14 protein-coding genes are annotated in these 15219 nt (G+C 39.3%); all 14 read left to right on the top strand.

Annotated features, from left to right (window positions below; translation table 11 throughout):
- Positions 1 to 22 precede the first annotated feature (22 nt).
- The 14 genes from purM (at position 23) to OSO01_RS07240 (ending at position 15216) form a co-directional block, all read left to right on the top strand.
- Positions 23 to 1042, top strand: coding sequence for a phosphoribosylformylglycinamidine cyclo-ligase (purM, locus tag OSO01_RS07305; protein ID WP_147209776.1), 1020 nt, complete (start codon positions 23 to 25; stop codon positions 1040 to 1042).
- Positions 1039 to 1614, top strand: coding sequence for a phosphoribosylglycinamide formyltransferase (purN, locus tag OSO01_RS07300; RefSeq protein ID WP_147209775.1), 576 nt, complete (start codon positions 1039 to 1041; stop codon positions 1612 to 1614). The genes purM and purN overlap by 4 nt, the downstream gene beginning before the upstream one ends.
- On the top strand, positions 1614 to 3146 hold the full coding sequence (purH, locus tag OSO01_RS07295) for a bifunctional phosphoribosylaminoimidazolecarboxamide formyltransferase/IMP cyclohydrolase (protein WP_147209774.1): 1533 nt from the start codon (positions 1614 to 1616) through the stop codon (positions 3144 to 3146). Before purN ends, purH begins: the two co-directional genes overlap by 1 nt.
- A gap of 117 nt (positions 3147 to 3263) precedes the next feature.
- Positions 3264 to 4508: a phosphoribosylamine--glycine ligase gene (gene purD, locus OSO01_RS07290; protein WP_147209773.1), complete on the top strand. Its 1245-nt coding sequence runs from the start codon at positions 3264 to 3266 to the stop codon at positions 4506 to 4508.
- 330 nt (positions 4509 to 4838) lie between these two features.
- A complete protein-coding gene (locus OSO01_RS07285) occupies positions 4839 to 5939 on the top strand; it encodes a glycerol dehydrogenase (RefSeq protein WP_147209772.1) in 1101 nt (366 codons plus the stop codon).
- Between the two features lie 144 nt (positions 5940 to 6083).
- The gene (locus OSO01_RS07280) at positions 6084 to 6782 is read left to right on the top strand and encodes a GntR family transcriptional regulator (protein WP_246145083.1); all 699 of its coding nucleotides are present in this window, start codon (positions 6084 to 6086) and stop codon (positions 6780 to 6782) included.
- Between the two features lies 1 nt (position 6783).
- Positions 6784 to 7986, top strand: a complete 1203-nt coding sequence (locus OSO01_RS07275) for a CaiB/BaiF CoA transferase family protein (protein ID WP_147209771.1) — start codon at positions 6784 to 6786, stop codon at positions 7984 to 7986.
- On the top strand, positions 7986 to 8897 hold the full coding sequence (locus OSO01_RS07270; RefSeq protein ID WP_147209770.1) for a hydroxymethylglutaryl-CoA lyase: 912 nt from the start codon (positions 7986 to 7988) through the stop codon (positions 8895 to 8897). Before OSO01_RS07275 ends, OSO01_RS07270 begins: the two co-directional genes overlap by 1 nt.
- Positions 8894 to 9916, top strand: coding sequence for a TRAP transporter substrate-binding protein (locus OSO01_RS07265; RefSeq protein ID WP_147209769.1), 1023 nt, complete (start codon positions 8894 to 8896; stop codon positions 9914 to 9916). Before OSO01_RS07270 ends, OSO01_RS07265 begins: the two co-directional genes overlap by 4 nt.
- A 31-nt stretch (positions 9917 to 9947) precedes the next feature.
- A complete protein-coding gene (locus OSO01_RS07260) occupies positions 9948 to 10445 on the top strand; it encodes a TRAP transporter small permease (protein WP_147209768.1) in 498 nt (165 codons plus the stop codon).
- Positions 10442 to 11716 carry a TRAP transporter large permease gene (locus tag OSO01_RS07255; RefSeq protein ID WP_147209767.1) on the top strand — a complete coding sequence of 425 codons (1275 nt, stop codon included), beginning with the start codon at positions 10442 to 10444 and terminating at the stop codon, positions 11714 to 11716. Before OSO01_RS07260 ends, OSO01_RS07255 begins: the two co-directional genes overlap by 4 nt.
- Before the next feature lie 258 nt (positions 11717 to 11974).
- Positions 11975 to 13702, top strand: a complete 1728-nt coding sequence (locus tag OSO01_RS07250; RefSeq protein ID WP_147209766.1) for an adenine deaminase C-terminal domain-containing protein — start codon at positions 11975 to 11977, stop codon at positions 13700 to 13702.
- A gap of 141 nt (positions 13703 to 13843) precedes the next feature.
- The gene (locus OSO01_RS07245) at positions 13844 to 14143 is read left to right on the top strand and encodes a YerC/YecD family TrpR-related protein (protein WP_147209765.1); all 300 of its coding nucleotides are present in this window, start codon (positions 13844 to 13846) and stop codon (positions 14141 to 14143) included.
- 278 nt (positions 14144 to 14421) lie between these two features.
- Complete coding sequence (locus tag OSO01_RS07240; protein ID WP_147209764.1) at positions 14422 to 15216, top strand: phosphotransferase family protein; 795 nt, start codon at positions 14422 to 14424, stop codon at positions 15214 to 15216.
- Positions 15217 to 15219: the final 3 nt, after the last annotated feature.

Raw genomic sequence — 15219 nt, 5'->3', positions numbered from 1 at the left:
ATCACTTTGGAGGGTAAAAAATATGTCAGATGTTTATAAAAAAGCTGGTGTAGATGTTGAAAAGGGCTACGAAGCAGTAGAAAGAATGAAAAAACATATAAAAAAAACACATCGGAAAGAGGTATTGGGCTCCTTAGGCTCCTTTGCCGGGGCATTTGATTTATCCTCCTTTTCTTATAAAGAGCCTGTTCTGCTTTCGGGAACAGACGGGGTCGGTACAAAATTAAAGCTTGCTTTTGAGCTGGATAAGCATGATACGGTAGGAACTGACTTAGTAGCGATGTGTGTCAATGATATTGTTGCACAGGGAGGCAATCCGCTTTTCTTTTTAGATTATATTGCCTGCGGGGAAAATGATCCTGCCCGAATTGAAGCGATAGTATCCGGTGTTGCGGCGGGCTGTCAGGAAGCAAATGCTGCATTGATCGGCGGGGAAACAGCTGAGATGCCGGGTATGTATGAGGCAGATGAATATGATTTAGCTGGTTTCGTTGTCGGTATTGTTGAGAAAGAAGAGATTATTACAGGAAAAACGATTACAGAAGGAGACACTCTGATTGGATTAGCCTCCAGCGGCATTCATTCCAATGGCTATTCTCTTGTCCACAAGCTGATTGAAGGGCTCGATTTTGAAAAGACACCAGATGGGCTATCAAGGCCTTTAGGTGAGGTTCTGATGGAACCTACGAAGATTTATACCAAAGCGATTAAAGCTATCAAAGAAAAAGTACATATAAAAGGTATTGCGCATATTACAGGCGGCGGTTTTGATGAAAACATACCCCGCATGCTTCCGGAAGGCCTTGGAGCAACAGTGCAGCAGGAGGCATGGAGCGTTCCTGAAATCTTTCCTTTTCTGCAACAGCTGGGGAAAATTGATGCACGTGAAATGTATCGTGTTTTTAATATGGGAATTGGCATGGTGGTTGCTATTTCTAAAGAAGATGAGCAAGCCGTTTGTGATGTATTGAAGGAAAACAATATCGAGGCTGCTGTTATTGGACATGTCATTCCAGGTGAAGAGGTGCAAATTACTTCATGAAGCAAAGGCTGAGTGTATTTGCATCAGGAACAGGCAGTAACTTTGATGCCATGATGCAGGATGAAAAAATTGCAAGCTCTATAGTTTTGCTTGTTTGTGATAAACCGGGAGCTGCTGTCATAGCTAAGGCTGAAAAATCAGGTCTTGAGACACTTGTACTGACTCCAAAAAGCTTTTCCTCCAAGCAGGAATATGAAAAAGTAATCTATGAAAAGCTTCAATCTCTGGGAGTAGAATGGATTTTCTTAGCCGGTTATATGCGACTTATCGGGGAAACATTACTTTCGCATTATGAGGGCAGGATTGTTAATATTCACCCGTCTGTTTTGCCGGATTTCCCCGGCAAGGATGCAATTGGGAAAGCTTATCGGGCCGGGGTTTCGAAAACTGGAGTCACAGTTCACTATGTAGATGAAGGAATGGATACAGGTCCAATCATTGCACAGGAAGAAATAGAAATGATTCCGGGTGAGACGGAAGAACAGTTGAAAACTAGAATTCAGGCGGTAGAGCACCGCTTATATCCAAATGTGATAAAACAACTTACGCAGAATGTAACGGAGGAATTATAATGAAAAAACGTGCGCTTATTAGTGTATCTGATAAAACAGGTGTCGCAGAATTTGCAAAAGGATTAGAAGCAAAAGGATTTGAAATCTTATCAACTGGCGGAACGATCCGTTTGTTAAATGAATCTGGTGTACAGGCTATTCCTGTAGAGGAAGTGACAAATTTCCCGGAAATGCTTGATGGCAGAGTAAAGACATTACATCCAATGATTCATGGCGGGCTTTTAGGAAAACGTGACAATGAGAGTCATCGTACGCAAATGGAAGAGCACCATATTGCTCCGATTGATCTTGTTGCAGTCAATCTCTATCCATTTAAAGAAACCGTTCAAAAGGCGGGAGTAAGCCATGACGAGATAATTGAAAACATTGATATTGGCGGGCCTTCCATGCTACGTTCGGCAGCGAAAAATTTTGCGGATGTACTTGTTGTCGCAGACCCTTCTGATTATTCATCTGTATTAGCAGCTTTAGAAAAAGAAGAGGATACCTATGCTTTCCGTCAGCAATTGGCAGCTAAGGTGTTTCGTCATACAGCACATTATGATGCAATGATTGCTGCGTATTTCCAAACACAAACAGAAGAGGTATTCCCGGAAACATATACAGTAACATATGAAAAAGTGCAGGATCTGCGTTATGGAGAAAATCCGCATCAACGGGCAGCGTTTTACAAATCACCTATTCAGAACGCTGCAACCCTGGCGACTGCGTATCAATTGCATGGTAAGGAGCTTTCTTATAATAATATTCAAGATACGAATGCAGCATTAGAAATTCTGCGCGATTATAAAGAACCTGCTGCTGTTGCAGTGAAGCACATGAACCCGTGCGGTATCGGAATTGGCTCGACCTTGGCAGAAGCTTTTGGGCGTACATATGAAGCAGACCCTGTTTCTATTTTTGGAGGCATCGTTGCCTGCAATCGTCCGGTTGATATAAAAACAGCAGAACAGCTTTCTTCTATTTTCTTAGAAATAGTCGTTGCTCCTTCCTTTGATGAGGATTCGCTGGCTTTATTAACGAAAAAGAAAAATATCCGTCTATTAGAATTGGATGTTTCTAATCAGCAGGCAGATCAAAAACGGATGACAACTGTTGATGGTGGTGCTCTTATTCAGGATTTAGATGTAAAAGAGATAACAGCTGATGAATTAGAGGTTGTGACGGAAAAACAGCCGACAGAAGCAGAGATTGCTAATTTATTATTTGCCTGGAAAGCTGTAAAGCATGTGAAATCAAATGCTATTGTACTTGCTAAGGATGCACAGACTATTGGCGTGGGGGCCGGTCAGATGAACCGGATTGGTGCAGCGGAAATTGCAATCAAGCAGGCAGGAGATAAAGCAAAAGGAGCAGTGCTTGCATCGGATGCATTTTTCCCAATGCCTGATACCGTAGAAGCAGCTGCTAAAGCTGGTGTCACAGCGATTATCCAGCCGGGCGGCTCCAAACGTGATCAGGACTCCATTGATGTATGTAATCAATATGGTATCGCCATGGTCAACACATCTGTCCGTCATTTTAAACATTAATTATATATAGAAGCTCCTGTATTTCTTTTCTATGTATGCAGGGGCTTTTTAATCAATATCTGGTTATTTTATTAAAGAAATCAATTTGTTTGAGATGCTGGAAACGGAGGATAAGCTATGAAAATATTAGTAGTAGGCCGCGGTGGCAGAGAGCATAGTATTGTTAAAAAATTAAAGGAAAATCAACAGCTGGAGAAAATTTATGCTGCTCCAGGAAATGCAGGAATGGAAGAGGATGCAGAATGTATTCCGATAGATGAAATGAATATAGAAGAGCTGGTGTCTTTTGCCAAAGAAGCAGCAGTTGATTTAACGATTGTAGGACCGGAAAATCCATTAAATGCTGGTATCGCAAATCATTTTCATCAGGAAAATCTTGCTATTTTTGCTCCTTCAAAGGAAGCAGCCTGGCTGGAAGGAAGCAAAAGTTACGCAAAGGATTTTATGAAAAAATATGATATACCAACAGCTTCCTATGGTGTTTTTCAAGATGCAGAGGCAGCCAAAAAACACATTGCCGAGACCGGCGCCCCGATTGTTATTAAAGCAGACGGCCTGGCAGCGGGAAAAGGTGTTATCGTAGCGATGACAGAGGAAGAAGCTAATCAGGCGATTGATGATATGCTTGTTGATAAAGCATTTAATCAGGCCGGCTCTACAGTTGTTATTGAAGAGTATATGGAAGGTGCTGAATTCTCTTTAATGGCATTTGTACATGAGGATAAAGTATACCCAATGATGGCAGCAAGAGATCATAAAAGGGCGTTTGATAATGATGAAGGGCCAAATACAGGAGGCATGGGAGCTTTTGCGCCAATTCCCGATTTAACGGAGGAGGCTTATCAATTTTCTGTAGAACAAATTCTAAAGAAAACAGCAGAAGGTATGATGACAGAGGAGCGACCTTTCACAGGGATTCTTTATGCAGGGTTAATGCTTACGAAGAATGGTCCAAAAGTAATTGAGTTCAATACCCGTTTTGGGGATCCAGAAACCCAGGTGGTACTTCCATTATTGAAAAATGATCTGGTACAAGTCATGCAGGATGTATTGGAGAAAAAGAACCCGAATCTAGAATGGCATGCAGAAGCTTGTGTAGGTGTTGTCCTTGCATCAGAAGGGTACCCCGGTTCATATAGCAAGGGGAATCCTCTCCCGTATTTTGATGATAAAGAATATACTTATATTATTCATGCAGGAACAAAAAAAGTAGATGAAACGCTAGTATCTGACGGAGGAAGAGTCCTTCTGGTCGGCAGCCGGGCAGAAACATTATCACAGGCCATAGATAAAGTGTATCAGCAGCTGGATAAAACAGAATTAAACGGTAACTTTTTTTACCGGAGTGATATTGCTAAATAAAAAAATAAACATGCAATGGATAGAAACACATCCTTGCATGTTTATTTTTTGATATCGTGCTAAAAGGTTTCATTGTATAAGGTGTTTATAGTAGTTATATAAAGATTTGCAGTAAAACCATTAAAAAGGGGCATATTATGAAGGAGAGCGTATTTTGATTAACAGCTTTACTATGGCGGTAATATATGTTATTTTTAACTGCTATTTTTACCCGAAGTGGAAGAATCGGTTTTAGATTTAATACAACATATAAGCTGCAATTTACTCATGTTTAATAAATTATGAGCTGTGTAATATAATAATTACAAATTTAAGGAATGGAGAGATTATATGCCAAATATTATTTATACTTCACCGAGCAAGTATGTTCAAGGAAAAGGAGCTTTAAAAGAGCTTGGTAAATACGTTGATGCGGTTGGTAAGAAACCATTAATTATATCTGACGAGGTCGTATGGGAAATTACGAAAGAAACCGTTGAAAAAAGTCTAAAAGATGCGAATATCGATTTTCACTTTGTTTCATTTAATGGAGAAGCTTCCTTAAATGAAATCAGCCGTATAGCAGAGGAAGGTAAAAAAGCAGAGGCAGATTTTGTAATTGGAGTCGGTGGCGGAAAAACACTTGATACCGGCAAAGCAGTTGCTGATGAACTGAAGGTCAGTGTTGTTATTGTGCCTTCCACAGCATCAACTGACGCACCGACAAGCGCTCTATCTGTTATTTATAATGATGATGGTGTATTTGAGTCCTATAAATTTTACAATAAAAATCCAGAATTAGTACTTGTTGATACAAAAGTAGTCGCTGGCGCACCGCCTCGATTATTTGCATCAGGAATTGCAGATGCGATGGCGACATGGGTAGAAGCAAGGGCAACGATTAAGAGTAATGGAGAGGCAATGGCTGGAGGTAAAACTAGTATAGCCGCACGTGCTATTGCAGAAGTTTGTGAGAAAACTTTATTTGCCTATGCGCAACCAGCTTATAAAGCAGTAGAAAAAGGGCTGGTAACCAAACACGTGGAGGCTGTGGTGGAAGCAAATACCCTATTATCAGGACTTGGTTTTGAAAGCGGCGGATTGGCGGCGGCACATGCAATTCATAATGGCTTTACAGTACTCGATGGGGATATTCATCATTTGACCCACGGGGAAAAGGTTGCGTATGGTACTTTGACACAGCTCGTGCTTGAACTGCATTCGGAAGATGAAATTCAAAAATATATAGCATTCTATCGTTCATTAGGCTTGCCAACTACATTGAAGGAAATGCATTTAGATGAAGTATCCTATGAAGATTTGCGAAAAGTTGGAGAAGCAGCAACACAAGAAGGGGAAACAATGAGCAATCTTTCTAAGGAAATTACTGCGGATGACATTGCAGAAGCGATTTTAGCAGTTGATCAATTAAGTAAAAGTAGCCTTCTTTAAAGAGAATAGATTGGATAAATAGAGCCGTGTATCCTGTGCAGGTACACGGCTCTATTTGCTGTTTATATAAAGGGAACGAGTATTTTGATTTTATTAAATTTACCTTCAAAAAATAGTTTGACTTTTTAATTTTATTGTAATAGTATGAACAATACAAATGTATACTGTATACAAGAGGTGATCGTCATTGTAAATATTGTGAAAAAAACATTAAAGAGTCAGGTATATGATTACTTAAGAGAGCAAATTATTGTCGGAAAATTCAAACCCGGAGAAAGGCTGATTGAAGAAAAGATTGGAGAAGAACTGAATGTGAGCAGAAGCCCCATCCGTGAATCGATAAGGATGCTGGAGAAGGAAGGGTTTCTGAATTTATCAAAAACAGGCGGTGTTACAGTAGTTGAGCCATCGCTTACAGATTATCAATATCTATATGAGTGCAGGATAGAAATGGAATCTCTTGCTGCTTATTATGCTGCTATGAGGCGGACAGATGAACAACTGCTGATGATGAAGAAGGAAGTAGAGAATACAGTTCTTCATCAAGAAACACAGGATGAAAAACGGGTTACTGTAGCTTTTCATGACATCATTATTGAAGCCAGTGCGAACCTGTTTCTTATATCCATGCTTCGAATGTTGAGAGGTGTTAACAGTTTTTACAGGGAAGTTATTGTTGATAAAGATCCAAAATACAAGGAGATAGCATTTGTAGATCATGAACAAATATGGGAGGCAATTGCCGAACAGGATGCAGACGGTGCAAAAGAATTAATGAAACAGCATATTGAAAGAGATTTTACACACTTTATGAATTTAAACAGAAAAGAGCTGGAGGGATAAGATGCGTACGAAAAAGCCTCTTGAAGGAGTAAGGATATTAGAATTAGGAAATATTGTAGCAGCTCCCTTTGCTGGAAAACTTTTCTCCGAATTTGGAGCAGAGGTTATTAAAGTAGAAGAGCCCACAAATGGAGATCCACTTAGAAACTGGAGAGTGATGTATAAGGATACATCCGTCTGGTGGCATGTCCAATCACGTAATAAAAAATCAATTACAGTCAACCTTCGTGAGGCAGAAGGGCAGGAAATCATTAAAAAACTGACGAAAAAAGCAGACGTTGTTCTGGAGAATTTTAAACCGGGGACTTTGGAAAGATGGGGTTTGGGTTATGAGGCTTTAAAGGAAGTTAATCCATCGGTGATATTAACGAGAATTTCCGGTTACGGGCAGACTGGTCCTTATCGGGAAAAGGCCGGATTTGGCAGTGTTGCAGAAGCTGTTGGAGGTTTAAGATATTTGACAGGATATCCTGATCTGCCACCAGTTCGAGTCGGGATTGCTATTGGAGACATGGTAGCCGGATTGTATGCAGTTATTGGTACGCTAATGGCACTGCGGGTACGGGATCATGATGAAGAAAAAAGAGGGCAGGAAGTGGATGTCGCTCTCTATGAATCTGTATTTAGTTTATTGGAAGGGATGCTTCCGGAATTTGATTTAACAGGAGAAATTCGTGAGAGAACAGGAAGTACATTGCCTGGCGTTGCACCATCTAATTCATACTTATGTGCGGATGGTTCTTATGTCATTATAGGTGGAAATGGAGACCGGATATTCCAGCGTCTGATGACTGCAATAGGGAAAGAGGATATGGCCATTGATCCAAAATATGCGACAAATCAGGATAGAGTAAATAATGTGGAATATATTGACAAAATAATTGAATCCTGGACAAAACAATATCCGATTGAAGAAGTACAGCGAATCTTAGATGAAGCCTCTGTACCGGTCAGTCCAATTTATAGTATTAAAGATATTATTAATGATGCACATTACAGCGCCCGGGATATGATACAGGAAATTGAGCTGGAGGATGGCAAGAAGGTAAAGACTCCTGGCATTGTTCCAAAGCTCTCAGAAACACCGGGGAAAATAGAGACAAATGGTCCGGCACTTGGTGAGCATAATGAGGAAATCTATAAGGAATTTTTGGACTTCTCCTATGAAGATTTTAAACGGCTAAAGCAGGGAGGAATTATCTGATGTCACAAGTAACCATTATTGATGTAAGTCCCCGCGATGGATTACAGACAGAAACAGAATTAGTTTCTACAGAAGATAAAGTAAAGCTCATTCATAAATTAACAGAAGCAGGGTTAGGAAAAGTTGAGGTTTCTTCTTTTGTTCATCCAAAAAGAGTTCCACAGATGGCGGATGCAGAAGAAGTATTGAAACAGGTTAGCCAAAATGAAAAATTACAGGCTATTGTATTAATCCCAAATCAAAAAGGGTTTATGAGGGCAAGCCATTTTCAGGGACTGGAACTAAACTGGGCAGCATCGGCAACAGAAACATTCAGCGATAAAAATTTAGGAATGACTATGGATAGAAATTTCGAAATATTCAATGATATGATTAAAGAAGCGAAATCTAATGGAATAAAGATTTGCTTCTCGATTGCTGTCAGCTTTGGATGTCCTTATGAAGGAAAAGTAAAAGAGGAAAAAGTTCTAAAGCTGGTAGAAAAAGCTGTACAAGCAGGAGCGGACAGAATTGGAATTGCTGATACGATTGGAATTGCAACGCCGGATGAGGTAGATAGTCTGTTTAGAAAAGTATTGGATGTGGCGGGCGAAACAGAGGTTTCTTTCCATATCCATGATACAAGAGGCTTGGGAATTGCGAATGCATATTCTGCTTATTTGGCAGGTGTACGTATTTTTGAAACAGCAGTCAGCGGTATTGGAGGATGTCCATTTGCCCCAGGATCGGCAGGAAATTTAGCAACGGAAGATTTGGTTTATTTGTTTGAACGTATGGGGATTGATACAGGGATTAATGTAACTAAATTGTTTGAAGCTGCAGATTTTGCAGCAAGTCTTACTTCGAAGATGCCGTTGGGAAGAATACGCCATCTTGATAGAGAGCGTACGGTGAAGGAGATGATTAAATGAAAAAACTATTACGGATTACTTTCTTGCTATTCATGGCAGGAATCATTTTGGCAGCCTGCAGCAATGATAAGCAGGAAACAGAGGCAAGCGGAAAGGAATATGAACCAGCTACGATCCGATTAGCTTATAACCTGCCTGCTGATCACCATATTTCACAGGGTGTTGAAGAATTTGTTAAGAAAATAGAAGAGAAGTCAGATGGGCAGATTGATATGCAGGTTTTTGCGAATGGACAGCTGCTGACAGATAAAGATATGAACCAGTCGCTTTTAACAGGCGGTGTAGAAATGGGAATGAATTCATCCACAATTTGGGCTTCTACTGTACCGGCTATGGGAATATTTGATGTTCCTTATGCATTTGAGACGTACGAAGAAGCTGGGGAAGCATTGAACGGCGAATTGGGAAATGTACTTCGCTCAGAGATGGAAGATGTCGGCGTGAAGGTGCTTATGTTTGCGGATTATGGTTTTGGACAATTTGCGAACAATAAACATCCATTAGAATCACCGGAAGATTTTAAAGGACTGAAAATTCGCAGTGTCGGAGCACTCCCTTCTGAATTTATCCAAGCTTATGGTGCATCGCCTGTATTTATGGGCGGAGGAGAAGTTTATATGGGACTGCAGAGGAAAACAGTTGATGGCGCGACATCTGGAACTACTGCAATGGTGCAGCGTAATTACGATGAAGTAACCGATTATTTAACGGTAAATAATTATGTTTATTTCGAGTTTATTCTTGGAGTAAATAAAGATTTTTGGGATGAATTACCAGAAAAAACACAAAACTTAATCGAGGAAACGGCCAATGAAACAGAAGAATGGATTCGTCACCAGACAAAGCTGGAGGATGAGAGAACCTTACAGGAACTAAAGGATAGAGGGATGGAGGTATATGAAGTACCAGAAGAAGATATTCCTTTATGGAAAGAAGCTTCCATGCCAGTCTGGGAGAGTTTTAAGAATGAGGCTGGAGATGTAGGCGAAGAATTATTAGACATGGTAGATGGCGAATAAAGCTGCTCATCATATAGAAAGGAGTTATATCATGAATAAACTATATCATTTTTCTGATTTACTGATTAAATGGGCTGCTTATTTGTCCGGTATCTTAATATTTATCACGACAATTATGACATTTTATGAAGTGGTAACCAGAGCACTTTTTGGCATGCCGACAATATGGGCCACAGAATTATCCACTTATGCGATTATTGGGAGCTGCTTTTTGGGGACGGCCTATGCAGTCAGAACGTATGCTCATATTACGGTAGATTTAATCGTTAACCGTGTGAACGAGAAAGCACGCGTCGCATTGGCATATGTGTCTAATGCGCTCGGCTTGCTGTTTAGTATTATTCTGGCCTGGTATGGATTTCACCATGTTTTAAAAACATTCGAATTAGGAGTGACTTCTACCTCCTTATTGCGGATACCGATGTATCTGCCGGAAATGTTCATTCCAATAGGCGGCGTTTTACTTATTATCGCATTTATATTACAGCTGATAGATGGCGGTGTACATAAAGGGGGAGATCATCTATGAATTTATTTTTTACAGGAGGTTTAGCGGCACTATTGCTTATTGGTCTCCCCGTAGCTTTTTCTTTAGGGCTGCTGGCTGTGCTGGGGATGTATTTTTTCAATGACGGAAGCTTTGCCTTTGCGCAAATTCCAATTATTTCCTATAAATCATTGGATGACTTTACTCTAACGGCATTGCCAATGTATGTACTGATGAGTCAAATACTAGTTGTCAGCGGCGTCGGCAGAGATTTATATGAGATGGCAAGCAGATGGTTCAGACATTTTCCTGGAGGCTTAGCTATAGCGACAGTTTTTTGTTGTACGATTTTCTCTGCAATTTCTGGATCCAGTGTTGCTACAGCTGTAACAGTCGGTGCAGTTGCACTTCCAGAAATGGTGCGCCGCGGATACAGAAAGCGGTATGTGCTCGGTTTGCTGGCTGCTGGAGGTACGTTAGGAATTCTTATTCCGCCGAGCGTACCGATGATCCTATACGGATCACTTACTGGTGTATCCGTCGGGAAATTATTCATTGCCGGAATTATACCGGGAATCATACTAACCCTGACTTTTATGGTCTTTTCATCGATTCAAATGCGGCATATTAAAGAAAAACCTGCTACATGGGCAGAAAGATGGGAAGCTTCCAGAAAAGCAATTTGGGGACTATTACTGCCGATTGTGATTATCGGAGGAATCTATTCAGGGATATTTACACCGACAGAAGCTGCTGCCGTGGGTGTAGTTCTTGCCTTCTTAATTGCTTTACTGGTATATCGAAATCTGACAGCCGATAATTTAAAGCAGATTATCTTATCTACTGTTAAGACAAATGCAATGATTCTATTTATTATCATTGGAGCTATGTTACTTGGATTTATTCTAACTATTTTACAGATTCCGCAAGCAATCACGGAAGCAGCTATATCGTTGGATGTATCGCCATGGGTTATATTTATTCTGATTAACATCGTATTACTTATACTAGGAATGTTTTTGGAGACAATTTCTATATTGGTTATTACAGTACCAATATTGTATCCTATTATAACTGCTCTTGGGTTTGATCCAATATGGTTTGCGATTATCATGGTAATCAATATGGAATTAGCATTAATTTCACCACCGGTAGGATTAAATCTCTTTGTTTTAAAAGGATTGGATAAGAAGAATACAATCATTGAAATTGTTAAAGGGGTCATCCCATATGCTGTGATTATGATTCTATTTATTGTGCTGTTATGCTTCTTCCCGCAAATAGTAACCTATTTAGTGGAGAATGTGCAATGATAGAAAAAATAGGATCTTTATAATGGATGAAGATAGCCGGAGCTCTATAAATATGTAGAGCTCCGGCTATCTTTTTGTTTTATATATAAATAAAGTATAAGAAGAAGCTTTAGCAGACATCTCTTTGCAGGAATACTAAAGCTTTAAAGACTAAGAAATTTTCTTATAGAAGGAATTATTGAAAAAATCAACTTTACTATATTAAAGTACTGCAATGTGATAAAATAAAGAAAATGACAAATAGTGGAGAGTTGCTTAATGACATTATGGAGAAATCGAGAATTACGACAGCATATAAGAGTAATTGACGGTTCGGTTGCACCAAGTATTGTCTTAACCAATACAACCTATTTAAATGTATATACAAATCAATGGGTAGAGGCAAATATTTGGATTTATGAGGATCGAATTGTATATGTTGGTGAGAAATTACCGGAAGAAACCACAGAAACAGAGTATTATGATTGCCAGGGGAAATTTGTTGTCCCAGGGTATATTGAACCGCATTCACATCCTTTTCAAGCTGCAAATCCGGAAGTAACAGCAATGCATGCTGCAAAAACAGGAACAACAACATTTGTGAACGATAACTTGACGTGGTACTTACTGCTTAATAAAAAGAAAACGTTCTCCATCATAAATGCTTTCTCTAATTTACCTGTAAGTATGTTCTGGTGGAATCGGTTTGATGGTCAAACAACACTGAAGGATAATCGTATATTTAATACAAAGGATGTGTTGGATTGGGCAGAGCATCCATTGGTAATTCAAGGTGGAGAGCTCACCGACTGGCCAAGCCTGTTAACAGGAGGAGACCGTTTACTTTATTGGATTCAGGAGATGAAGAAGCTGGGAAAACCGATAGAAGGTCACTTGCCTGGAGCATCCTCCCGTACTTTAACCAAGATGAAGCTTTTAGGAATCACCAGTGACCATGAATCGATGTCTGCAGATGATGTTTTAAAAAGACTGGAGCTGGGCTATCGTGTCAGTCTTCGCTATTCACCAATTCGTCCAGATTTACCTGATATTATCGAAGGTCTGCTTGAGAAAGAATTAACGCAGTTTGATAATATAAGTTTTACGATGGATGGACCGACACCTGCCTTTATGAAGGATGGCATGATAAATGTTTGTATTGAGAAAGCAATTGAAAAAGGCCTGCCTGCAGAGACTGCTTATCGTATGGCGAGTTACCATCCGGCCAGACATTTTAATATGGAAGAAGAATTCGGCAGCATTGCACCGGGGCGCGTAGCTCATTTGAATATTTTATTGGATAAACAAAACCCGCATCCTGAAAGTGTTATCGGCAAAGGGGAATGGATAAAAAAGAATGGAAAAGGAATCTCTTTTCCACCGGTAATTGATTGGAAAAAATATGATATTACACCACTTGAACTTAACTGGGAGTTGGCTGAAGAAGATTTGCAGTTTTCCAGCCCAATAGGGATGGATATGGTCAATGATGTAATTATCAAGCCTTATAGTATCGTTTCTGATGTTAGTGCGGAAGAAATTTCTTCTGAAAAACTGGAGCAGTTTATTACATTAATTGATAAAAATGGGGAGTGGCGTGTAAATACAATTATTCGTGGTTTTGCGCCAAAGCTTGGAGCATTAGTCAGCAGTTATTCTGCTACAGGAGATATTATTCTTATTGGCAATTCCAAAAAAGATTTAAGTGTAGCAACAAAACATATGAAAGAGTTAGGCGGAGGCATTGTACTGGTAGACCAGGGTGAAATTTTAGCAGAAATGCCGCTTCCTCTTGGAGGCGTTATGCCAGATAATAGGATGGAAGAATTAATTGAAATGAATGAGAAAATAAAGAAAGTACTGACAGAGCATGGATATGCTTATCAAGATCCAATTTACAGTTTATTATTTCTTTCAGCATTTCATTTACCTTTCTTTCGTATTACACAGCAGGGGTTACTCGATGTGAAAATGAGAGAAATTGTTATTCCGGCCACCATGCGATAAAATCATACGTTGTTCCAATAAAATAAAAGAGCTCTTTATTTTACAGTGATAATCTTTGGTTATGTATAAATATTAACCTTATCATTCTTTCAGGGACAGTTCATGAGAAAGAATGGCAAGAGAAAACAAGGGGGGAAAGAAATGCAAATAGATAAATTACGAGGAGAGCAGCTTGATCAGTTGTTTGATGCCATATTGTCATTAGATACGCGCGAGGAGTGTTATCAATTTTTTGATGATATTGCAACGATGTCAGAGATACAATCCTTATCACAACGGTTACAGGTGGCGAAAATGCTCACAGAAGGAAAGACGTACAGTGCGATAGAGCAGGAAACAAAAGCTTCGACCGCAACTATTTCCCGGGTAAGACGCTGTATTAACTATGGAAGCGATGGTTATAATCTTGTTTTGGAAAGACTGGATGTAAAAGAGAATTAGTTTTAAATTAGATCAATAAAGCATAGAAAGAAAACCTGGACGAATGCTGGTAAGAGCACTTGTTCAGGTTTTTCTTTTTATATAGGCCTCTGTAAAAGGTAACTGTTGATATTTGAAAACTAATCACATTCTCTATATAATCAAAATGAGAACAAACGTTTCTGGGTTGTCGAGACGTGAAAAGTGTTTAGCAATCTATTGAAGCATATTGCTAATTTATCTGTCGTCCTGCTTTAAAGTATAATGGAAGAAAAAAGTTCATGGGGGAGGAGAACAATTTGCCACCTATCCATATTGATGAAATTCCAATAGAAATAAAAGAATACTTAAATAAGATAGTCAGTATAAGTTTTCCACGCCAAGGCTATACATCTAATTTGGGAATAATTGAAAGTAACGAGGGAATTTTTGCGCTCAAAAGGACAAAGGGAGCATTATTTAATGCCATGTTAAAGAAGGAAGTTTCGATTCTAAATTGTTTAAACAAGGAGACAGAATTACCTGTTCCCAAAATGAAAATATTCGTAGAACATAATAATATCGAAGAATCTTGGGCGCTTATAGACTTTATTAAAGGAGAAACAGTAAGAACGGCCTTATTAAATCAGGACAACAATCAAAAACGGCAGGAAATTATATTTAATTTTGGCAGCATCTTGTCTGAAATCCACTCAACCCCATGTCCTGATGAGCTTATAAATGAACAACTATGGCTTGATAAAATGTTATACCAGGCCGAATATAACTTCAATAATTACGAGGTTGACGGCACGAAAGAGTTACTGGAAAGGTTGAAAGTAAAAAAACCAAAAAAGTATAAACAAACGCTGATTCATGGAGATTTTACGATTGATAATGTTATGGTTTCCAATGGATCAATTACCGGAGTTATTGATTGGAGCGGCGGAGCCTATGGTGATCCCCGGTATGACGTATCTTTAGCCATCCGCCCTAAACCAAATGTCTTTGTTAATGAAAGAGATAAGCAAATCTTTTTTGAAGGCTATGGAGGAACGATAATTGATAAGGATGATTACAATTATTTTGCCAATGGGCTATATGAATTTTTTTAACAT

The sequence above is a fragment of the Oceanobacillus sojae genome (assembly GCF_007991515.1).
Lineage (GTDB): Bacteria > Bacillota > Bacilli > Bacillales > Amphibacillaceae > Oceanobacillus > Oceanobacillus sojae.
The sequence above is the reverse complement of the archived record's forward strand: the minus strand, read 5'-3'. Positions and strand labels throughout refer to the sequence as shown.